The 21,146-nt window shown below is 35.3% G+C and carries 22 protein-coding genes and 1 riboswitch; of the genes, 19 read left to right on the top strand and 3 right to left on the bottom strand.

The window, feature by feature from the left end:
• Positions 1-132: 132 nt before the first annotated feature.
• Positions 133-257, top strand: a riboswitch (FMN riboswitch).
• Between the two features lie 397 nt (positions 258-654).
• Together A5821_RS03580 and A5821_RS03575 are read left to right on the top strand one after the other, a co-directional pair.
• The gene (locus A5821_RS03580; protein WP_086313160.1) at positions 655-1,269 is read left to right on the top strand and encodes an ECF transporter S component; all 615 of its coding nucleotides are present in this window, start codon (positions 655-657) and stop codon (positions 1,267-1,269) included.
• A gap of 139 nt (positions 1,270-1,408) precedes the next feature.
• Positions 1,409-2,134 (top strand): alpha/beta hydrolase, encoded by a 726-nt coding sequence (locus tag A5821_RS03575; protein WP_086313158.1) that lies wholly within the window; start codon positions 1,409-1,411, stop codon positions 2,132-2,134.
• A 143-nt stretch (positions 2,135-2,277) separates the two neighbouring features.
• Here the strand turns inward: A5821_RS03575 and A5821_RS03570 are convergent, their stop codons facing one another.
• Positions 2,278-2,490 carry a ferredoxin gene (locus tag A5821_RS03570; protein WP_086313147.1) on the bottom strand — a complete coding sequence of 71 codons (213 nt, stop codon included), beginning with the start codon at positions 2,488-2,490 and terminating at the stop codon, positions 2,278-2,280.
• A 39-nt stretch (positions 2,491-2,529) separates the two neighbouring features.
• On the opposite strand from A5821_RS03570, the gene A5821_RS03565 reads away from it, so the two are divergent.
• The 5 genes from A5821_RS03565 (at position 2,530) to rpsA (ending at position 7,856) form a co-directional block, all read left to right on the top strand.
• Complete coding sequence (locus A5821_RS03565; protein ID WP_086313143.1) at positions 2,530-3,561, top strand: helix-turn-helix domain-containing protein; 1,032 nt, start codon at positions 2,530-2,532, stop codon at positions 3,559-3,561.
• Positions 3,558-5,000 (top strand): RecQ family ATP-dependent DNA helicase, encoded by a 1,443-nt coding sequence (locus tag A5821_RS03560; protein ID WP_086313138.1) that lies wholly within the window; start codon positions 3,558-3,560, stop codon positions 4,998-5,000. The genes A5821_RS03565 and A5821_RS03560 overlap by 4 nt, the downstream gene beginning before the upstream one ends.
• A 79-nt stretch (positions 5,001-5,079) precedes the next feature.
• Positions 5,080-5,634, top strand: a complete 555-nt coding sequence (locus tag A5821_RS03555; RefSeq protein ID WP_086313128.1) for an SAG1386/EF1546 family surface-associated protein — start codon at positions 5,080-5,082, stop codon at positions 5,632-5,634.
• Positions 5,635-5,763: 129 nt separating this feature from the next.
• Entirely contained in the window at positions 5,764-6,432 is a 669-nt protein-coding gene (cmk, locus tag A5821_RS03550) for a (d)CMP kinase (protein ID WP_086313126.1), read from the top strand.
• 212 nt (positions 6,433-6,644) lie between these two features.
• On the top strand, positions 6,645-7,856 hold the full coding sequence (rpsA, locus tag A5821_RS03545) for a 30S ribosomal protein S1 (RefSeq protein ID WP_086313117.1): 1,212 nt from the start codon (positions 6,645-6,647) through the stop codon (positions 7,854-7,856).
• 91 nt (positions 7,857-7,947) lie between these two features.
• Here the strand turns inward: rpsA and A5821_RS03540 are convergent, their stop codons facing one another.
• Positions 7,948-8,724 (bottom strand): helix-turn-helix domain-containing protein, encoded by a 777-nt coding sequence (locus A5821_RS03540; protein ID WP_086313116.1) that lies wholly within the window; start codon positions 8,722-8,724, stop codon positions 7,948-7,950.
• 229 nt (positions 8,725-8,953) lie between these two features.
• On the opposite strand from A5821_RS03540, the gene A5821_RS03535 reads away from it, so the two are divergent.
• The 7 genes from A5821_RS03535 to A5821_RS03505 all read left to right on the top strand — a co-directional run bounded on the left by A5821_RS03535 (position 8,954) and on the right by A5821_RS03505 (position 16,769).
• Positions 8,954-10,294 carry an acetaldehyde dehydrogenase (acetylating) gene (locus A5821_RS03535; RefSeq protein ID WP_086313115.1) on the top strand — a complete coding sequence of 447 codons (1,341 nt, stop codon included), beginning with the start codon at positions 8,954-8,956 and terminating at the stop codon, positions 10,292-10,294.
• Positions 10,295-10,473: 179 nt separating this feature from the next.
• A complete protein-coding gene (gene der, locus A5821_RS03530) occupies positions 10,474-11,784 on the top strand; it encodes a ribosome biogenesis GTPase Der (protein WP_086313114.1) in 1,311 nt (436 codons plus the stop codon).
• A 247-nt stretch (positions 11,785-12,031) separates the two neighbouring features.
• On the top strand, positions 12,032-12,307 hold the full coding sequence (locus A5821_RS03525) for an HU family DNA-binding protein (RefSeq protein WP_010761417.1): 276 nt from the start codon (positions 12,032-12,034) through the stop codon (positions 12,305-12,307).
• A gap of 260 nt (positions 12,308-12,567) precedes the next feature.
• Positions 12,568-13,392: a hypothetical protein gene (locus A5821_RS03520; protein ID WP_086313113.1), complete on the top strand. Its 825-nt coding sequence runs from the start codon at positions 12,568-12,570 to the stop codon at positions 13,390-13,392.
• 522 nt (positions 13,393-13,914) lie between these two features.
• A complete protein-coding gene (locus A5821_RS03515; protein ID WP_086313112.1) occupies positions 13,915-14,961 on the top strand; it encodes a hypothetical protein in 1,047 nt (348 codons plus the stop codon).
• A 3-nt stretch (positions 14,962-14,964) separates the two neighbouring features.
• Positions 14,965-16,224 (top strand): tetratricopeptide repeat protein, encoded by a 1,260-nt coding sequence (locus A5821_RS03510; RefSeq protein ID WP_086313111.1) that lies wholly within the window; start codon positions 14,965-14,967, stop codon positions 16,222-16,224.
• 8 nt (positions 16,225-16,232) lie between these two features.
• Positions 16,233-16,769: a ReoY family proteolytic degradation factor gene (locus tag A5821_RS03505; protein WP_086313110.1), complete on the top strand. Its 537-nt coding sequence runs from the start codon at positions 16,233-16,235 to the stop codon at positions 16,767-16,769.
• Positions 16,770-16,822: 53 nt separating this feature from the next.
• Here the strand turns inward: A5821_RS03505 and A5821_RS03500 are convergent, their stop codons facing one another.
• On the bottom strand, positions 16,823-17,716 hold the full coding sequence (locus A5821_RS03500; RefSeq protein ID WP_170922948.1) for a YitT family protein: 894 nt from the start codon (positions 17,714-17,716) through the stop codon (positions 16,823-16,825).
• Positions 17,717-17,876: 160 nt separating this feature from the next.
• Here A5821_RS03500 and A5821_RS03495 point away from each other — a divergent pair, with 160 nt between their 5' ends.
• From A5821_RS03495 to A5821_RS03475, 5 genes are all read left to right on the top strand, one after another.
• Entirely contained in the window at positions 17,877-18,224 is a 348-nt protein-coding gene (locus A5821_RS03495; protein WP_086313109.1) for a nucleotide pyrophosphohydrolase, read from the top strand.
• A complete protein-coding gene (gene dapB / locus A5821_RS03490) occupies positions 18,217-19,005 on the top strand; it encodes a 4-hydroxy-tetrahydrodipicolinate reductase (protein WP_086313108.1) in 789 nt (262 codons plus the stop codon). The genes A5821_RS03495 and dapB overlap by 8 nt, the downstream gene beginning before the upstream one ends.
• Positions 19,002-20,213, top strand: coding sequence for a CCA tRNA nucleotidyltransferase (locus A5821_RS03485; RefSeq protein WP_086313107.1), 1,212 nt, complete (start codon positions 19,002-19,004; stop codon positions 20,211-20,213). The genes dapB and A5821_RS03485 overlap by 4 nt, the downstream gene beginning before the upstream one ends.
• Before the next feature lie 5 nt (positions 20,214-20,218).
• Positions 20,219-20,590: a thioesterase family protein gene (locus A5821_RS03480; protein ID WP_086313106.1), complete on the top strand. Its 372-nt coding sequence runs from the start codon at positions 20,219-20,221 to the stop codon at positions 20,588-20,590.
• Between the two features lie 82 nt (positions 20,591-20,672).
• Positions 20,673-21,125, top strand: a complete 453-nt coding sequence (locus A5821_RS03475; RefSeq protein ID WP_086313105.1) for a hypothetical protein — start codon at positions 20,673-20,675, stop codon at positions 21,123-21,125.
• Positions 21,126-21,146: the final 21 nt, after the last annotated feature.

Raw genomic sequence — 21,146 nt, 5'->3', positions numbered from 1 at the left:
CTGAGTGTAGTTCGGGCTCATTTTTCATAGTGACCATTCTTCATAGTCAACTAAATATGTGACCTATTGAACATAAATATTGCTTTTTTCTAAAAAGGTTGTATACTGTAATTGTACAAAAATTTAATAAAGGTTCGTCTTCAGGGGCAGGGTGCAATTCCCGACCGGTGGTTATAGTCCACGACCTACTTCATTTGAAGTGGCTGAATTGGTGAAATTCCAATACCGACAGTAAAGTCTGGATAAAGAAGATAGGGCTTATTTGAATTGGCATTTTTCAGATAAGATAACTCTACTCTATTTTCCCTGCTGGAAAATAGAGTTTTTGTTGTGAATTGCTGTGAATCACTAAGAGCTAAGTCTCTAAGAATTGAAGGCCAACGATTGGCCAAGGGGCAGCGTAGATGATGAACAGCGCTTGGCGAACGAAGTGATAGAAGTCACTTTCGTACGGAAATACCATATACTTAATCAAAAACTAAATATGAGTGAATTCTTTTTATAACTAAATACTGTTTTACCTCAATAGTAGTTTGTTATAGCAGTCTAATTGTTTGATCAAGCAAGATTTCACAGCAAATCAAGAGTAATCACTGAAAAGAATCAATTTAGAAAAGTTCGTTTGAAGATGGGTCCTTAACAGGAGGATTTCATATGCGAAACAACAAGGTACAAAAAATGGTAAGTGTAGCAATGTTAGCAGCAATAGGGGTGGTTTTGCAGTTTGTAGCATTTCCGATCATGCCCATACCTGCGCTCAGTTTCTTGAAAGTTGATTTTAGCGATATTCCAGTCATGATCAGTATGTTTTTATTTGGTCCATTAGCTGGAATTAGTACAGCTTTTATAAGGTCTGTATTACATCTGTTTACAACGGGTGCATCGCCACAAAATTTAGTCGGGGATGCCGCTAGCTTTTTTGCGACAACTGTTTTCACTTTACCGATGTATTATTTTTTCAAACAGGGAAGCGATAAGCTTTCAAATAAAGTTTTAGGAATTTCTACAGGAATAATTGCGTTAACCGTCTTCATGGGTATCGCAAACTATTTCGTCATCACACCGCTTTATTTGAAATTATTCGGTGTGTCTGCTGGGCAATTTTTAGGCATGTCACTAGCGAAATATGTTACGATTGGGATTATTCCATTCAATTTGATTAAAGGCGCAATTGTAAGTGCTGTTTTCTTAGTGCTTCATGCAAAGCTTTTACCATGGTTGTCTAGAAAACAATATCAGTTGGGCGATAAAAAAACGATAATGAAATAAGTCTTTATTATAAATAGTTGAAGCATGGAGAGGAACCATTAAGTTCCCTCTATGTTTTTTTCGTGGTCAGGACTAAACATTCTAGATATTGAATATTTTCTGATAAAATAGTTAAAGTAAGAACAGGAGGAGTAATAAAATGAAAAAATGGCAGAAACGCCTACTTTGGCTCGGCGGAATACTAGTGGCATTGATCTTAGTTGGTTTATTTTACATAAAAACCATTACATATACACCTACGACGATCGCCTTAGAATCCTCTAAACAAGCAATAGATGAAAATGGCACACTATTTTTCAAGGGAAACAAAGAAAAAACAACAGTGATTTTTTATCAAGGTGCACTGGTTGAAAATGCTAGTTATAGTATTTGGGCTGAAAAAGTAGCAGAAGCCGGCTTTTCAGTTTATCTTGTAAAAGAACCCTTTAACCTAGCTGTGTTAGGGCAAAATAAAGCGGAACAAATCATCGAAGCAAATCATTTAAGCAATTATGTGATTGGCGGGCATTCATTAGGTGGCGTTATGGCTAGCCGTTTTGCTGCTGAGCAAGAGGGTCATAATGCGTTAAAAGGTGTGTTTTTCCTAGCAAGTTATCCTGATGAGAAAGGTAGTCTCGCAACATTTAATGGTCAAGTACTTTCATTGACGGGTTCTGAAGATGGTGTTTTGAATTGGCAAGCATACAATCAGTCGAAAAAATATTTGCCTAACCAGACTATTTTTGAAGAAATCAAGGGTGGAAATCATGCTGGCTTTGGTAGCTATGGTGAACAAAAAGGCGATAAACCAGCTTTGATCAATAATGATGAACAGCAAGAAGCCGTTGCTGGTCAGTTGATTGACTGGTTAAACACGATAAAATAAACAATAAAAGAGTTTAGCTCTGAGAAATAAGAAGGAGTTACTTTTTTCTCGCTGTTTATTCAGATTTAAAGCCCAAAACAAAACTGTTTTTTAGTTTTGCCCTGGGCTTTTTGTAATTGCTTAAATAAATGCTCTGATTTTTATTATTTTTCTATGATCTCTATTGCACGAACAGGGCATTTACGGTACGCTGTTAAGACATTGTCCCTTTCGTTTTCGGGAACAAATTCTTGCGTTGCCTTATTATCATTTTTTAAAATGACGATTCCATCATCATTATAATCGAATGTTTCTGGTGCATACACTTGGCATAAGCCACAAGCAATGCATTTTTCAGGAATTATTTTACATAACATATAAGCACATCCTATTCTATCATTGAAAGAGGTGGTAATATGGAACCTTCTTTTATTTTAGCGTTATTTCAGCATGGATACAAGGCGCGAACTTCGACTTTGTATCATCTTTTAAAAGGCAAGCGGACAAGTTCTGTGTTGCTTTATGGTTTTATATATGAAAATTTACGTTTTTTCCAATTATGTCCAGAATTATCTGAAAAACAGTTTAACGACATACTAGATAACTTGATCCAACAAAAGTTATTATACCAAGATATAGAAGGTGAGGTTCAGATATCAAGTAAAGGAATGGAATTAATAGACCGTGATCGTAATCGCTTGACTCAAATCGATAATTATCGTTTTGGTAAAACCGATGATATTATTTGGCGATTATTACAATTTACGGTACAAGTTGTTTCAAATTTATCTTATGCTAACAAAAATTATGTTCCACTTGAACAATCGCCATTGTATCAAAAACAAGTAAAAATGTATATAAAATCAATGCCCAAAGCACAATTAATTCAAACTGTTAAAACAGAATGGACCGAAATTTTTTCTAAACTCCCTAAAGATGAAGCGGATTTTTTCGCCCGTCAATTGTCAGGTTATCAGCAAATTGGTAAAACCTCTTTTCAATTATTGGGAAATCAACCTAAAGCATTTGAACGGTATCTGCTAAAAAAAGAAAAACTTCATCATTTGTTAACTACAATCTGTTTGATGCCAGAAGGAAGTTTTTTGAAGAAGTTGATTCTTCAATTAGTTCAACAAAATGAAAATAAAAGTATGAGTGAAACAAGCTATTATTTAAAAAAGCAGCTTTCAATCGAGGCGTTAGCTCAGCAAAGAAACGTTAAAATAAGTACGATAAAAGACCATCTGATGGAGCTTGCTTTAACAAAGGAGTTTCCGTTTGAACAATTTGTATCCTGTGAAACTTCTCATCATTTAATGAACTATCCCAAACCATATCAGAACTGGGTATACCGTTCAGTAAAACAAACAAGTCCAAAACTCGACTACTTTGAGTTTCGTTTATATCAAATTCAAAAACTTAGAGAAGAAAGAGAATTAAGCAAATGACAATTATTTTAGAGGAAATATTACAAAAGAAATTTGGATTCAATACATTTAAACCAGGACAAAAAGAAGTCATTGAGCAACTGTTAAACAAACAAGATACATTAGCTGTTTTGCCAACAGGTACTGGAAAATCCTTATGTTATCAGCTAGTTGGACAATTGGTCGAAGGAACAGTATTGATTGTTTCTCCGTTGTTATCTTTAATGGAGGATCAAGTAATCCAGTTGCAAAAAAAAGGAGAAGCAAGTGTTATAGCCTTAAACAGTAGTTTGTCTTTTTTTGAAAAGCAATATGTATTGAATCATTTAAGTGAGTACAAATTCATTCTGATTAGTCCTGAAACGTTGATGCAAAAAGAGGTTCGAACGAAAATTGCTGCGTTAAAGATTGCCTTGTTTGTAGTTGATGAAGCCCATTGTGTTTCCCAGTGGGGCGTTGATTTCAGGCCAGAATATACTCAGCTAGCAAAAATCCAAGCGGAATGTCATTATCCATTGACGTTAGCCTTAACAGCAACAGCGACTCCATCTGTAAAGAATGAGATTATCAGCCAAGTATTTGCCCACCGTAAAACGATTTCTGAGGTGATTTTCTCGGTGAACCGCCCTAATATTGGGTTGATCGTCAACCAAACAACAGAAAAAAATGATGTATTACTTGCTTATCTTTTACAGTTAAGAAATAAAGGAATCATTTATTGTGCAACTAGAAAATCGTCTGAAAAAATCAATCGACTGATCAATGAAGAAACGAATTTGAAGTCTGCATTTTATCATGGTGGTTTGACAGCGAATGAGCGTAGTTTACTCCAGCAACAATTTGTTTCCAATCAAATCGATGTTTTGTGTGCGACGAATGCTTTTGGTATGGGGATCGACAAACCAGATGTTCGCTTCGTAATTCATTATGATTGCCCTGATAGTTTAGAAAACTATGTTCAAGAGATTGGCAGGGCTGGCCGCGATGGTCAAAGTAGTGTTGCGATTTTACTCTATCAAAAAGGAGACGAATTTATTCATTATTATTTTCAGTCGGAAAGTCGCCTTGATCGTGAGCTTTTAAATGAATTAGCAGGATACCAATCAGAAAAGCAAGGAAATAGTCTGCCTGCATTAAATGAAATTCAACAAAAGTGGTTACAAGGATATTTAGAAAATGACTATACGATAGAAGAATTAGAACAAAGATTATTAAGAAAAGAGAAAGAACGGCAACAGCAGTTAAGCATTATGTTAAACTATATCAAGGAAGAAAAATGCCGTCGTGCGTTCATTCAGCATTATTTTTCAGAAGAAATCAAGAAAAAATCACAAGAAAATTGTTGCGATCAGTGCGGCTTATCCTTTGACAACTACAAAGGGCAAATAGTACAATCACCAGAAGAAAACGAAATCTCTGAACACTGGGAGGACATTTTAATAAGATTATTTAAAGAATGAAAATAATCTTTTTTTAGACTGCAGTTGAGGAAAAGCTGTGGTATAATAACAAACGAAAGAATTTTAGGAGGAACGATACGTGAGTAAAAAAGATAGTAAAAAACCATCAGGTGCACGTGAACCTTGGGAGCAGTCGATTTATGATACTGATAAAAATACTGGGGGCTCTCGCTCAGAGAAACGTCAACAAAAAAAAGGGAATACGGTCTTTCTAACAATTTTAGTTATTCTTTTACTTTTGATCATTGCTTTACCAGTAGGTACTTATCTATATGTGATGCGGGATAAACCGAATGACAATAAACAAGCGAGCCAACCTTCTTCATCAGTGGTTGTTCAATCGTCGACAAAAAATAGTTCAACACAGTCATCGTCTTCAAGTGCTAATGCATCACAAGAGACACCAGCATCGTCTTCAGATGCCGTGACTGATGGCGCGCAAAGCAGTGTACCGCAAGAAACTACTCCGACAAGTGCAGCTGAAGAAGCGGCTGTTTACACAGAAGTACTTAATGGAGAAGGTCCAAATCAAGTTGCTTCAAGAAATGGCATAACAACGGATGAATTATTACAATTGAATGGCTTGAATTTAAATTCTGTTTTACAACCAGGTCAATCATTACGTGTCAAATAACAAAAAGATCGGATAAAAGCGCAAGCACCAACTGTCGCATGTGCTTTTTCCGTTATTAAGGGTCTGAAACAAAACAATCGATGTTTTGTACCAGACTCTTTTACTATGTGATAAACAAAGGAGCGCATTATGAAAAAAATAAGTATTGCCATTGACGGGCCAGCATCTTCTGGGAAAAGTACGGTAGCTAAAATTTTAGCAAAAAAACTGAATTACATTTATTGTGATACTGGTGCAATGTATCGAGCTTTGACCTATTTAGCAATGGAAAAGAACATTGATTTTGAGAATGAACAAGGCTTAGTCGATCTTTGTCTCAATCATGAGATTTCGTTTAAACAGACAGATAAAGAGCAATTGGTTTTTGTCGATGGAATCGAAGTAACTGAAGAAATCAGACAACCTGATGTCACAAATGCTGTTTCGATCGTGGCAAAACATGGAGCAGTTCGAGAAAAAATGGTAGAGTTGCAACAAATCATCGGGCGTGCTGGCGGAGTTGTCATGGACGGACGAGATATTGGGACTGCAGTATTACCTGATGCGGAAGTTAAGATTTTCCTCGTTGCCAGTGTTGAAGAACGAGCTGAAAGGCGTTATAAAGAAAATCAAGAAAAAGGAATCATGACGGATTTCGCTACATTAAAAAACGAAATTGAGCATCGAGATTTCCTTGATTCAACTAGGGAAGTCTCTCCTTTAAAACAAGCAAAAGATGCGGTGAAAATCGATACAACTGGGATGAACATAGAAGAAGTCGTGGAAGCTATCGAAGGGGTCATCTTAGCAAAAAGATAAGTATTAATAGCTGAGCTAAATTGGCTGAAAAGAAAGTATGATTAAGTAAAAGTTATACTTTCTTTGCCTTTAAGCAAGAAAATGTCTTCTTATTTCAAAGAAAAAGAAGAAAATGAGAGAAATCGCTTTATTTTTTCAGCAAAATCCCGTACTATTAAAGGAGTAGGTCAGTTTTTTACGAATTTTTTGGTGGCATAGGAGGATAAGTATTCATGACAGAAGACAAAAAAGTGGAAATCAACAATGAAACAATGGAAGATGCAATGAACAGTGTCCAAGAAGTAAATGTAGGTGACATCGTTAAAGGTGAAGTACTTGCAGTTGAGGACAAACAAGTTGTCGTTGGTATTGAAGGTGCTGGCGTCGAAGGTGTAGTACCTGCAAAAGAATTATCTACAACACAAGTAGAAGATATCAATGAATTAGTAAAAGTTGGTGACATTTTAGATTTGGTTGTCATCACATCAATTGGTAAAGACAAAGAAAATGGCAGTTACTTACTGTCTAAACGTCGTTTGGATGCTAAAAAAGTTTGGGAAGAAATCGAACAAGACTTTAAAGCAGGCAAAATCATCGAAGCACCCGTTACAAATGTTGTAAAAGGTGGTTTAGTAGTGGATGTCGGCGTTCGTGGCTTTGTTCCAGCGTCAATGGTAGAAGACCATTTTGTTGCTGATTTTTCAGAATACAAAGGTCAAACACTGACATTTAAAATCATCGAGATCGAACCTTCTGAAAATCGTTTGATTTTATCTCATAAGGCAGTTGTTGCGGCTGAGAAGAATTCTAAGAAAAAAGATATTTTAGCAACACTTCATGATGGCGATATCGTTGAAGGAAAAGTTGCTCGTTTAACTGATTTTGGAGCGTTTATTGATTTAGGCGGGATTGATGGCTTAGTTCATGTTTCTGAAATTGCTCATCAACATGTTGGCAAACCAAGTGATGTACTAACGGTTGGTGATGATGTAAAAGTTAAAATTCTTTCAATCAATCCAGATGAAGAACGTGTTTCACTATCAATTAAAGAAACATTAGCTGGACCTTGGGAAGATATCGAAAATAAAGCCGCTGTCGGTTCTGTTCTTGATGGAACTGTTAAACGTTTAACGAGCTTTGGGGCATTCGTTGAAGTGTTCCCAGGAGTTGAAGGTTTAGTGCATATTTCTCAAATTTCACACAAACACATTGCAACACCTCACGAAGTCTTACAAGAAGGTCAAGCAGTTCAAGTGAAAGTTTTAGAAGTCAATCCAGAGGAACACCGAATTGCATTAAGTATCAAAGCATTAGAAGCAAAACCTGAATCTCAAGAAGAACCAAAAGATGTTCAAGAATATGAGTTACCAGAAGAAAATACTGGTTTCACAATGGGTGATATCTTAGGGGATGCTTTAAAAGCACAAGATTCTGATTCAGAATAATTTTATCAATAGAGCGAAGGGAGACCTTCGCTTTTTTCGTCTAAAAAACACCCACTAAAATAAGATAGTGGGTGTTTTTTTTGTTTAGATACTAATTATAAATAACTCGCAAATCTGCGGGTGTATGTTCACCCCGATATTGTTTACGAAATTGGTAAGGAGATTGTCCAACTTTTTTCTTGAATAATTTACTAAAATACGTTGAATCAATATAGCCAACTGTACCAGAAATTTCTGTGATCGATTCTTCCGTTTTCATTAATAATTGTTTGGCTTTTTCTATGCGGTAGGCAGTTAAGTAATCAATAAAATTCATTCCAACAGCCTCTTTAAAGAATCGACTTACATAGTGTCGATTTAAATGCATGATATCTGCTAACGTCGTTAAGTTGATTTCTTCATCATAATGATCATGAATATAATCTAAAATAGTGTTGATTTGTTCTTTTGCTAAGACCGTCGGCTTATTATTCAATACATCCATTAAAGAAACTTGGTTGAGTGATTTAACACTCCGATCAATGGCAAATTTTAACTCGTTGAAGTCAATAGGGGTCAATAAGTAATCGATCACACCACAGCGCAACGCTTGGTGGATACTTTGAAAATTATCTCGTTCTGTTAATATGATTACTTTGATATTTGGTAGTTGTTGAACTATTTTGCGTTTTACGATAAAACCATCAACGTCTAAATGATCTATCGCAATCAAAAGAATTTCAGGAAGTAACTTTTCAGCAATGGCTAAAGCTTCTTGCTCTGTTTCAGCTGGAGGTAACACTTTTATATTCATGAATGAGTCGTTGATCGTTTGTTGAAGTGTTTGTTGTTCTTTGGCGTCATTACTGACAATCAATAATCGGCACATAAGTAAACCCTCTTTTCTTTGATGAGATAATAGTTCTTCTGTTTGTGAAAATTTCTTTACTACTCTATAATACCTTGAATAAATAAAGCTTTCAAGTGCAATTCTTTGTGAAAAAATTACGCAAATAGGTAAATTTTGTCCATAATCTTCTTAAAATATTCCCTAACAAATTGCATAAAATAGATTAAAATCAATTTGTAAGCGTTTAAAAAAGAAGGAGTGTTCAAATATGACTGAAATAATTAAAGTAGAAGAAATTGAAACACTAGTCGAAACAGCAAAGAAAGCACAAGCCGTGTATGAAAATTATACACAAGAGCAAGTAGATGCTATCGTGAAAAATGTCTATCAAAAAACACTTGATAATGCCGAAAAATTAGCTATTTCAGCAAATGAAGAAACTGGCTTTGGAAAAGTTTCTGATAAAGTGATCAAAAATACCTTTGCAAGTGAACAAGTATATGAAAGTATCAAAGATCTCCCGACAGTAGGAATAATCAATCGCCGTAAAGAAGAAAAAATAATTGAAATTGGAATTCCTTTAGGTGTTGTCGCAGGTTTGATTCCTTCAACAAATCCGACTGCAACAGTTATTTTCAAGTCACTGATTGCTTTAAAAACTAGAAATGCGATTGTTTTTTCACCACATCCTAAGGCGTTAAAATCAATTTTGATGGCGGTGGAAATCATTGAGCAAGCAGCGATTGAAGCAGGTGCACCAGCTGGCTTAGTTCAAGTGATCCAAAATCCTACCTTAGATGCTACAAGTGCTTTAATGAAGCATACCGATGTTTCCTTGATTCTTGCCACAGGTGGTAAAGCAATGGTTCAAGCAGCATATAGCTCTGGTAACCCAGCAATTGGGGTAGGTCCCGGAAATGTTCCAGTATTAATCGATGCAACAGCTGATATTGCTCACGCGATTGATTGCGTAGTCAGCAGTAAAACATTTGATAATGGAATCATTTGTGCTTCAGAGCAAGCTCTTGTAGTTGATAAAACTGTGAAATCTGATGTTATTGAACAATTAAAAGCGAAAAAAGCTTACTTCATGAATGAAGAAGAATCAGCGAAAGTCAGTCAATTTATTTTAAGGGAGACAGGAACATTGAATCCAGAAATCGTCGGAAAAAGTGCTCCAGATGTTGCGAAATTGGTAGGTATCTCTGTACCGGAAGATACAACTATTCTAATTTCAGAGCAATCAGAAATCGGTCATCACAATCCTTATTCAAGAGAGAAATTAACACCGATTTTAGGACTATTCACAGTTGATTCATTTGAAGATGGGGTAGAAACATGCAAAGCTTTACTTGCAAATGAAGGAACAGGTCATACAGCAGTGATTCATACTACAACTGATGCAAACGCAGAGACGTTTGGCTTAGAAATGAGAGCATCACGTATCTTAGTGAATACATTAGGAGCATTAGGAGCAATCGGAGCTACAACTAAATTAGCGCCTTCGATGACATTAGGATGCGGTGCGATGGGCGGCAGCAGTACGACTGATAATGTAACAGCTCATCATTTGATGAATGTTAAACGCATCGCTTATGGTATTGAATAAGAGTAAATAAAAGAATTAAAATAAAATAACCTGTAATTGCAGTTTTGAAGATTCGCAATTACAGGTTATTTTTTTGCATCAAGAAGGTTAATTCACTTAATTCACTAGTTTTTCTTGCATCTTAGACAAGCTTTAGGTAAACTAGTAAAGATTGAAAACTTGTCAAGGAGGTAATTTGAATGGCAAATCCAACAATTGCAATTGTCGGTCGTCCCAACGTAGGGAAATCGACAATTTTTAACCGTATAGCTGGTGAGAGAATTTCTATCGTAGAAGATACACCAGGTGTAACAAGAGACCGTATTTATGCCACAGGAGAGTGGTTAGGACGTGAGTTTAGTATTATTGATACAGGTGGTATCGATCTAAGTGACGAACCGTTTATGGATCAAATCAAGCATCAAGCAGAAATTGCTATTGAAGAAGCTGATGTGATTATTTTTGTCGCAAGCGGCAGAGAAGGGGTTACAGATGCAGATGAATTAGTTGCAAGAATTTTGTATCGCAGCAACAAACCCATTATTTTAGCTGTCAATAAAGTTGATAACCCTGAAATGAGAAATGATATCTACGAATTTTATTCTTTAGGATTAGGCGATCCATTTCCTATTTCCGGAAGTCATGGTTTGGGTATTGGAGATGTTTTAGACGAAGCTGTTAAACATTTTTCAACTGAAATTGAAGAAGAAGATGAAGATACGATCAAATTTAGTTTGATTGGGCGTCCAAACGTGGGTAAATCTTCATTGATCAATGCGATTCTTGGTGAAGACCGTGTGATCGTTTCAGAAATAGAAGGAACAACTCGTGATGCAATCGATACGCATTTTGAATCAGAAGATGGGCAAAAATTCTTGATGATCGATACAGCTGGTATGCGCAAACGAGGCAAAGTTTATGAATCAACAGAAAAATACAGTGTGATGCGTGCCATGCGCGCCATTGAGCGTTCTGATATTGTTTTAATGGTTTTAAATGCGGAAGAAGGAATTCGGGAGCAAGATAAGAAAGTTGCTGGATACGCTCATGAAGCAGGGCGAGGGATCATCATCGTTGTGAATAAGTGGGATACAGTCGAAAAAGAAACAAATACAATGCGTGATTTTGAAGAAGAGATCCGCGAAGAGTTTCGATATCTTGATTATGCACCGATCATCTTTGTTTCAGCTTTGACAAAACAACGTTTGAATAAATTACCAGAGTTGATCGAACTTGTCAGCATGAATCAAAATCTACGTATTCCATCAGCCTTGTTGAATGATGTAGTGATGGATGCTATTGCCATTAATCCAACTCCGACTGATAAAGGCAAGCGCTTGAAAGTCTTTTATGGAACACAAGTGGCAATCAAGCCGCCAACTTTTGTTATTTTTGTAAATGAAGAAGAATTAATGCATTTTTCGTATGCACGATTCTTAGAAAATCAAATTCGTAAAGCCTTCACTTTTGAAGGAACACCAATCAAAATTATTCCAAGAAGACGGAAGTAGCGCATTTTACCACACTTTTTTCAAATGTACAAATAAATTCATTGAGTTATAAAAAAAAATGATAGTTTTAGAAAAAACTGGTTAAAACGCATCAAAAACCTTGCTATTACAAGCTTCCTATGATATCGTGATAACAGAATATTGATCCAATTCAATATTTGTACGTCATTTTTGGACCACTCAAAAATAAACGTAAATTAGATATCTTTTAGATATCCTATCCCTTGTGGAGGAGGTGAAATAATCCATGGCAAATAAAGCAGAATTAATCGAAAACGTTGCATCTTCAACTGGTTTAACTAAAAAAGACGCAACTGCAGCAGTGGATGCTGTATTTTCAACAATCCAAGAATCTCTTGCTAAAGGTGAAAAAGTTCAATTAATCGGTTTTGGTAACTTTGAAGTTCGCGAACGTGCGGCTCGTAAAGGACGTAACCCACAAACTGGTAAAGAAATTCAAATCGCTGCAAGTAAAGTACCTGCGTTCAAACCAGGTAAAGCGTTGAAAGATGCTGTTAAATAAGACAGTTCTTAGAACCCTTGATTATTCAAGGGTTCTTTCTTTGTTTCAGAGATAACTAGTAAATACGACTAGAAAGAAAATGGGATTCTTATTATTTAATAATAGATGTAGTTTAACTTTTATAGTATATAAGTATTTTTAATCAAATTTAAAGAAAAAAATGATTGATTTTGAAAACTAAATGTTCAAAATTAGATATAATCGAAAAGCAAAATATGCTATAATTTTTTTGAAACAAATGAATATTTAGGAGTGTTAAAATGAAAAAATTTGTAAAATGTTGTGGGCTATTAGGAATTATCGGGTTGAGTCTAATTGGAGGGTCACAGGCTTCTGCTTATCGTGATGAAAGTCGAGATACGCAGCCATATGCATATATTCCAGATCCTTTTTTAAGAAACCAATTGTTTGATTTGATTGATCGAGGCAATAATGACTTATTCGACAATTATGGTTTGTTTGAAAAAAATGAGTTAAAAAAAGCATCTGGATTGTTGTCTTCTGAATCAAGTCCATTTAGTTTAGAGGGAATTCAGTTTTTAAGTAATCTAGATAATTATGATATGGATGGTACACATGCTGTTGATTCTAGACCACTTAGCCACTTGGAAAATGTTAAGACTTTCGAAGATTGGGGTAGCCCTTCTTTTTCAATTGATTATTTAAAGTCAATGGCTAAATTAGAAGAGTTAAACATAACGCTTACTAATCTTGAAAACCAAGATAATCAAGACGAAAAGTCTTTGGCACCAATTTTGGATATATCTGCTTTGAATACTTTAAATAATTTGAAAGATGTTCGAATAGGATCACAAGAACGATTCTATCCAACAGTTGTATTAAAAAATGGGATGAATCAATATCAGCTAGTAGATCCAGTTATTTTGTCAAAACAATTTGATGGAGTAACCGTTGAGTATAAATCAACGGATGAGAATTTCACCTATGATAATGGTATCATGACGTGGAAAAATCTAACGAGCGATACGATTAAATTGAAATTTTCTTGGACAGCTGTGAAAAAGGATGGAAATAATTCATATTCATTTATAGGAGAAGCAGCGATTCCTATTCTATGGAAATGATAAAAAAATCTATGTAGTTAAAACATATTTGAATTTTATTTAGAAGAAGCGTTTAAAGGATTAGGTCTTTTAGACGTTTTTTTCTGTATCTTGGCAGAGCATGAATTGATTGGATGATAAATAAAAAAACCAATCCTTTCAGATTGGTTTAGCGGATACAAAAATAATTAGCTATGTCTAAAAACAACTCGTTTAACTATGAACAATGCAAAGTGCTAATTATTCAAATCAGACTGAATCACTCTGTTTCTTAAAACACTAACTTTTAAAGAATTGCGCTATTTTTCATTAGAATTTAGTCGTTTTCTGAAACAAGTTAAGTATAAACAATAATTAAGAAGTTTTTACCTATACAAATTAGAATTTATATACTAAAATAATGAATCAATAATGCCTGTTCTTTAAGAAAATTAAAAGAACTACTGTCTTTAATTGCAGTTCATTGCCTTTTCAAAAATAAAAATCATCCCTCTTTCTGTTTTGTGACAACTAATGGTAAAATAGAGAAGAGGGGTGTTGTCGATGGAATTCATTTATAAGAAGAATCAACTGCAGACAATAATTATCTATGGAGAAACCTTCGCATCACAGATTAAATCATCTTCATTTGAATCGAAACATCTTTTTCTAATTACTAATCAGCGGTATTATGATTTATTTTCGGATAAACTGATTCAGCTTTTTGATGACAAACTAGAATTAGATTGGTATATTTGTAAGAATGACGCTCATTGTAATAATATGAATGAGCTAGAAGGGCTATTAAGTTTTTTAGCAGATTTTAATCAACAACAGGAATTTCTTTTTCTAGGTGTTGGTAATGAAGGGATTGTTCAGTTAACCAATTTTTTACATGAAACTTCTGTATTAACGTGTGAATGCTGGCTTTTACCATTATCGATTCAGTCGCTAAGTAAAAGTTTGATCGGTGAAGTTCAAATAGAACTAAAGAATCATCCTGTTTTGCAGAGTCGAACATTAGCAGATAGAATACTCTATGATCGGACGTTAACAACGGATCATGGAGAGGGAAAACTAGTTGATTTCTTTGTTTTTATTCGTTGCGGTTTAGTTTGCAGTCATGATTTTTTACGTATGCTTTTTAAAAATTATAGTGATGCCACTCGATTGAATCAACATTCTTTTGCTGGGATGATAGATGAAATGATACGTTACTATGAAAAAGATGCGCAAATAATAGATCAATTTGGACAACTATTTGAACAAGGATTTTTAGAAACACCAAATGGACATTTATTATCTGGTCACATGAAGCGATTTTTAGGCTGTCTCCTGCAATTACTTTGGGCACAAGAGCGCAATGGATTTTCGTTTCATTATAAAAACTTTATTATTTGGTTGATCCGTTTAGGATATCCTGTTGATTTTCCTGAACAAATATTAGTCAGTGATTACGTGGAAGGCATTCTAAAATGTATCCATCGCGGTGAGGCGGCAACTTTACTAAAAGAAGTTGGGGCAGTTGATTCTGTGCAACAACCTAAAACAGAAGATCTATTAGCAACAGTAGAAAAATATAAAACTATTTTAAATGAGATTAGAGGATAACATATGACAACCTATAGTGAAAAAATGCTACAAGCATTGCATGAAGAAGATTTGGCTCAAGCACAATTGATGTTGGCAGAAGCCGTTAGAAAAGATGATGACGATACACTTGCTGATTTAGGTGAAGAGTTATTATCACTGGGTTTCTTAGAAGAAGCTAAAATAATTTTTGAGCATTTACTGACTATTTATCCAGAAGTAGACGGTTTGAATATTCCTTTAGCTGAGATTGCCATTGAAAATGATTTGATAGATGATGCGTTTGTTTATTTGGAAAATGTGGGGAAAGATAGCGATAGTTATGTTCAAAGTCTACTTGTGACAGCTGACTTGTATCAAGTGATTGGCATACCAGAAGTTAGTGAAGCAAAATTAAAAGAAGCCCAACGATTAATGCCGGATGAACCATTGATTTTATTTGCTTTAGGAGAACTGTATTTTTCTAATGGACAGTTCCAAGAAGCGTCAGCTGCTTACCAAGAGTTGCTTGAGGCGCAAGTTACAGAAATATCGAGTGTTTCTATCAATGAACGTTTAGGAAGCACTCATAGCATGTCAGGCGATTTTGAAGAAGCGATCCCATTTTTAGAAAAAGCATTAGAAGAAGGTCAGACAGATGATCGCTTATTCCAATTAGCATTCACATACCTACAATTACATGAAAACCAAAAAGCAATTGCTCTATTACAGCAATTAAGAGTATTAAATCCACATTATCAATCGCTGTATTTATCACTAGGCGAAGCACTGCAAGAAGAAGAACAATTAGAAGAAGCACGCACTGTTTTAGCAGAAGGAATCAAAGAGAATCCTTTCCAAGTAGACTTATACCAATTAGCATCTGAGAATGCTTACCGATTGCACGATACAGAAAAAGCTGAATCGTTGTTGTTACAAGCTTTAGAACTTGGAGAAAAAACCGATGAAACTAGACTTACATTAAGTAACTTGTACTTGAATGAAAATCGCTTTGATGAAGTAATTGAAGTTGTACAGAAAATGGAAGAGCAAGGTCATCCTTATGGGGAATGGAATCTAGCACATGCTTATAATGAATTGGAAGAATTTGATTTAGCAAAAGTTCATTATGAACAAGCATATCAAGAACTTTCTCACGAACCAGAATTTCTAAAAGAATATGCGGTATTCCTTCGTGAAGAAGGAGATCTAGAGAAAGCAAAGGAATTATTACAACACTATCTTCAACACGAACCTGGTGATAATGAAGCAGAATCACTGTTAGAAGATATTGAAGAAAGATAGGTGATAAAATGTTTGTTAATGTCGCTGATAAAAAGGAATTTTTAGTTTGGTTAGTCAATAATATTTCGTTTAGTCAAAGGGAAGTTTTGTGGATTTTAAATTATTTGATCAACCATGAAGCTATTTTGAATAATGTACATTTTATAGAGAAAGCAGAAAAAGCTGTTCGTGGAATAAAAGTGACAGCAAGAGAAATGGAAGATGAGCCGATTCGATTATTTTTATCTGGAAAAGAATTTACTGATACTGACCAGATTTTTCATGAAATCCGCATGAACTGGAAAGAAGCGCTATATATAGAGTGTGTATTTGAAGGTTCATGGCAAAATAGCCAGTATCTATCTATATTGGAGGATAATCCATACGCTCGTTGGAATGAACAGGTCAGTGAAGATGTGATCGAAAGTATTAATGATTTCTTTGCGCAAGAAGAAAAACAAGCGAAGTTAAATTTGTTGTATAGCCAAATTGATTTAGCGTTGGAAGATAATAATTATGAAGCATTTTTAGAATTAACAGATGAATTAAATCGTTTGAACAAGTAAAAAAGGTAAAGTAGAGTGGTGTTATTCCTGTCTACTTTACCTTTTTAGGTGTTTTAATTCAGTTGTTTTTTTCTTTTAAATAACATTTTAGTAGGTCTAGCATAAGTAAAGCCTTCCCCAATGGCTTCATGGACGTTGATAACAGAGATAAACGCTTTGCTATCAAGCTCGTGAACGATTCGTTTGATCTCCATGATTTCACTTGGACTAACTACTACATAGAGGACCTTTTTATCAATTTGAGAATAACCGCCTTGACCATCTAAATAGGTTACGCCGCGCTCTAATAATGCCATGATCACTTCACCTATATCCTCAGAATGATCTGAAATGACCAGAATTCCTTTCGCCGCATAAGCTCCATCCAAGACAGAATCAACTACCTTGCTGAAAACAAATGAGACAATCAATGTATACATCATTCGTTTGACATCAATATAACTCAAAGACAGAATCAATACTAAAATATCAAAAATCAGCAATGAACGGCCCATACTGACACCATAATTTTTTTCTAGAATTCGCGCTACCACATCGGTTCCCCCAGTTGTTCCACCTACGCGATAAACTAAACCGCTGCCGATACCAGCAGCAAGTCCAGCCAATAATGAAGCAATCAATAAATCATGATCTAAATTGACTTCTATTGGAAATCGTTGCCATAACCACAAAAAGACTGATAAAGAGACGGTTCCTAAGATCGTATAATAAAATGAATGTTTCCCTAAAACTTTCCCGCCAATCAAGATCAGTGGGATATTGATAATCAAGGTTGAATAAGCTGGATCGATATAAAAAAGCGCACGTAAAATCAAGGTAATACCTGTTACGCCACCTTCTGCTAAATCATTTGCAATATTGAATGTTACTAACCCAAATGCATAAAGACAGGTCCCCGCTAAGATCAGCAAGACATCTTTAACATAAAACTTTTTTTCTTCAATCATCGTGTTCACTCCTAAAACGTATTGGCCAAAGGTATCCGTCTTTGTACCAAAGAACCCTTATCCAGTACTCACTTTATCATTCTCATTATAAAACAACAAGTAGAACCTTTTCAGATTGCGTAGTTTTTGATAAGATGTGTAATAGAAAGGTTGGGGTAAAATGAAAGACGAAAATCAATCTCTGCTTTCGATGCAAGCAGAAGTGGATGCTTATATCCAGCAATTTAAAACGGGTTATTTTTCTCCATTAAGCCAAATGGCACGATTAACGGAAGAAGTAGGGGAGCTAGCCAGAGAAATCAATCATTATTATGGTGAAAAGCCTAAGAAGCTAGATGAAAAACCAAAAACTGTTTCTGAAGAATTAGGTGATGTATTATTTGTCACGATGATTATGGCGAATTCATTAGATATAGATTTAACTGAGGCATTTCAAAAGAATATGGAAAAATTCAATCAACGGGATAAATATCGTTTTGAACGAAAGGATGGACAAACGAATGATTAAAATTTTAGTCGCAGGTTTTAAAGGGAAAATGGGGGCAACCGCAACAAAAATGGTTTTAAATCATGAACAATTTGAATTGGTAGGTGTGTTGGACCCATTTGAAGAAAAGACAAATCTTAATGAGTTAGTAGAATATTCGTCAGTCGATGTACCGATTTTCAAAACGAAAGAAGACGTTCTTTCTGTTCATCCAGATGTTTGGATCGATTTTACAATTCCAGCAGTTGCATACGAAAATACGCGCTTTGCGATTGAGCACAAAATCTCACCAGTTGTCGGTACAACAGGTTTAACAGAAACACAATTAGTTGAGTTGACAGATCGTTCAGAAACTTTAAAGGTCGGTGGATTGATAGCACCAAATTTTGCAGTTGGCGCTGTTTTGATGATGCAATTTGCGCAAAAAGCTGCTGCCTATTTTCCAGATGTGGAAATCATAGAATTACATCATGATAATAAATTAGATGCTCCAAGTGGGACGGCAATAAAAACGGCTGAAATGATGAGTGAAGTTCGTTCAAAAAAAAGCCAAGGTCATCCAGAAGAAAAAGAATTGATAGAAGGTGCACGTGGCGCGGATTTTGAAGGGATGAAGATTCATAGCGTTCGTTTACCTGGCATGATCGCACACCAACAAGTGCAATTCGGTGGCGTTGGAGAAGGTTTGACAATTAGACATGATTCCTATGATCGCAGTTCATTTATGACAGGAGTCGCTTTAGGTTGTCAAAAAGTCGTTCACTTAGATACATTAGTGTATGGGTTGGAAAATCTATTATGAAGCTTGAGAGAATACCAGATGAATTCACTAAAGCTGCGAGTGTGCTGAAAGATATCCAGGCTCACGGATTTGAAGCTTATTTTGTTGGCGGAAGTGTTCGCGATGCACTATTGAGACAACCGATCCATGATGTAGATATCGCTACTAGCGCATATCCAGAAGAAATCAAGCAAATTTTTCCTCGAACAGTTGATGTGGGTATCGATCATGGAACAGTTCTTGTCTTGGTTGGTGAAGAACAATATGAAATCACTACTTTTAGAACGGAGTCAACGTATCAAGATTTTAGGCGACCTGATACAGTAACCTTTGTTCGTTCTTTAAGAGAAGATTTAAAGCGTCGAGATTTTACGATCAATGCTTTAGCAATGAATGTTGAAGGGACGATCATTGATTTATTTGATGGCATGAATGATTTAGAGAAACGGATTATTCGAGCGGTTGGAAATCCTAAGGAACGATTTCACGAAGATGCTCTGCGAATGATGAGAGGGTTACGCTTTGCCAGTCAATTGGACTTTACGATTGAGCCAAATACATTAGCGGCTATTGAAGAATTTCATCCACTTTTAGGAAAAATTTCTGTAGAACGAATTGCTGTGGAGTTCATCAAACTTTTATTAGGAAAAAATAGAAAAAATGCTTTTCAGCCTTTTATCGAGACCGAATGTTATCTATATTGCCCCGAATTAAATAAATATGGTGAAGCATTGTTTAACTTTTTGGATCTGCCAAATAAACAGATTGAAACGGATAGTCAAGCTTGGGCTTTATTGATCAATACATTAAATCTAAAAGGTAATGAAATTCGCAGCTTTTTGAAGTCTTGGAAACAATCGAACCAAATGATTCATGAAGTGCAACAACTAATTTATGGATTGAACCAACGACTTTTAGATGACTGGCAAGTCATGGATTTGTTTAATTTAGGGTTGAATGCGGCTTTATCTGTGGAAAAACTATTGTTTTATTATGGGCAAAATAGTAAACTTGAAGAAGTAAGAGAACGTTATTTATGTTTGCCTATTCATGACAGAAAACAACTTGCAATCACAGGTAATGATTTACTCACTTATTTTGATAAAAAACCAGGAAAATGGTTGGGTGAGATGATTGAAGCGATTGAAGCAGCTGTTGTAAATGGGGAAATAGCAAATAATAAAGAAGTGCTGATTACATTTGCGAAGGATAAGATTGATAAGGAGTGATAGGCATGAAAGAGTTTTCTAAAAAGTTCGTTGTTGGTTCTAAAGATACTGCAAAAGAAATCGGTTCTGGTGATCTAGATGTATTAGCCACCCCAGCAATGCTAGCGATGGTCGAAAATACGACCAAAGAATATTTGCATAAAGAATTAGCCTCAGAAGAAACGAGCGTTGGCACATTGATCAATGCTAAACACCTACGTCCTTCTAAAGTTGGTGCAACTATTACTGTCAAAGTAAAAGTTGAGTCTCAAGAAACGTCTAAAATAAATTTTTCTTTCGATGTTTTTGATGAGGTGGAGATAGTGGCAACGGGAATCCATCAACGGGCTGTTATCTTAACGGATGTTTTTTTGGATAAATTGGCACTTCGTAAGTAATGAAGCGAATAGTGTGACCTAGCTTGAAAGTTATGCTAAACTTAACTTTGTAGAAATTATTTTAGATAAGGGGACTTAAATTATGAGTAGAGAAATGACTGGATTAAAGTTTTATTTTAGAAATGGTGAAACATGGACGATCGGTCGTCGTTTTATCGGAGATTTATGGATCAAACAAATCTCAACTAGTTTTGGCCGTATCCACGGAAGTGAATTTATGGAAATCCATCCATGTGAAGGATTTAAAATCGAAATTTTCCAAGAAGGTGATCACGTTCAAACACATGATATCAACCTTGGTGGATTAGAACTAGGTATGTTCGCTCGTGCGTTAAAATATGAAGATATCGAGCGCATGGAAATTTTATACAAAACTGGTACACCAGATTTAGTATACTTCCCATACAAAGATAAAACTGACGAAGGTTTAGACAATGTATACCAATCTACAAAAGTCAGCGAAAAAACAAAAAGTTTATATATCGTGATCGATCCAAAACAAACCGTTGATGACGTTTATGGTGAAGAACTTTAATAAATAATTGATTTGACCGTA

The sequence above is a fragment of the Enterococcus sp. 7F3_DIV0205 genome (genome assembly GCF_002141365.2).
Classification (GTDB): domain Bacteria; phylum Bacillota; class Bacilli; order Lactobacillales; family Enterococcaceae; genus Enterococcus_L; species Enterococcus_L palustris.
The sequence above is the reverse complement of the archived record's forward strand: the minus strand, read 5'-3'. Positions and strand labels throughout refer to the sequence as shown.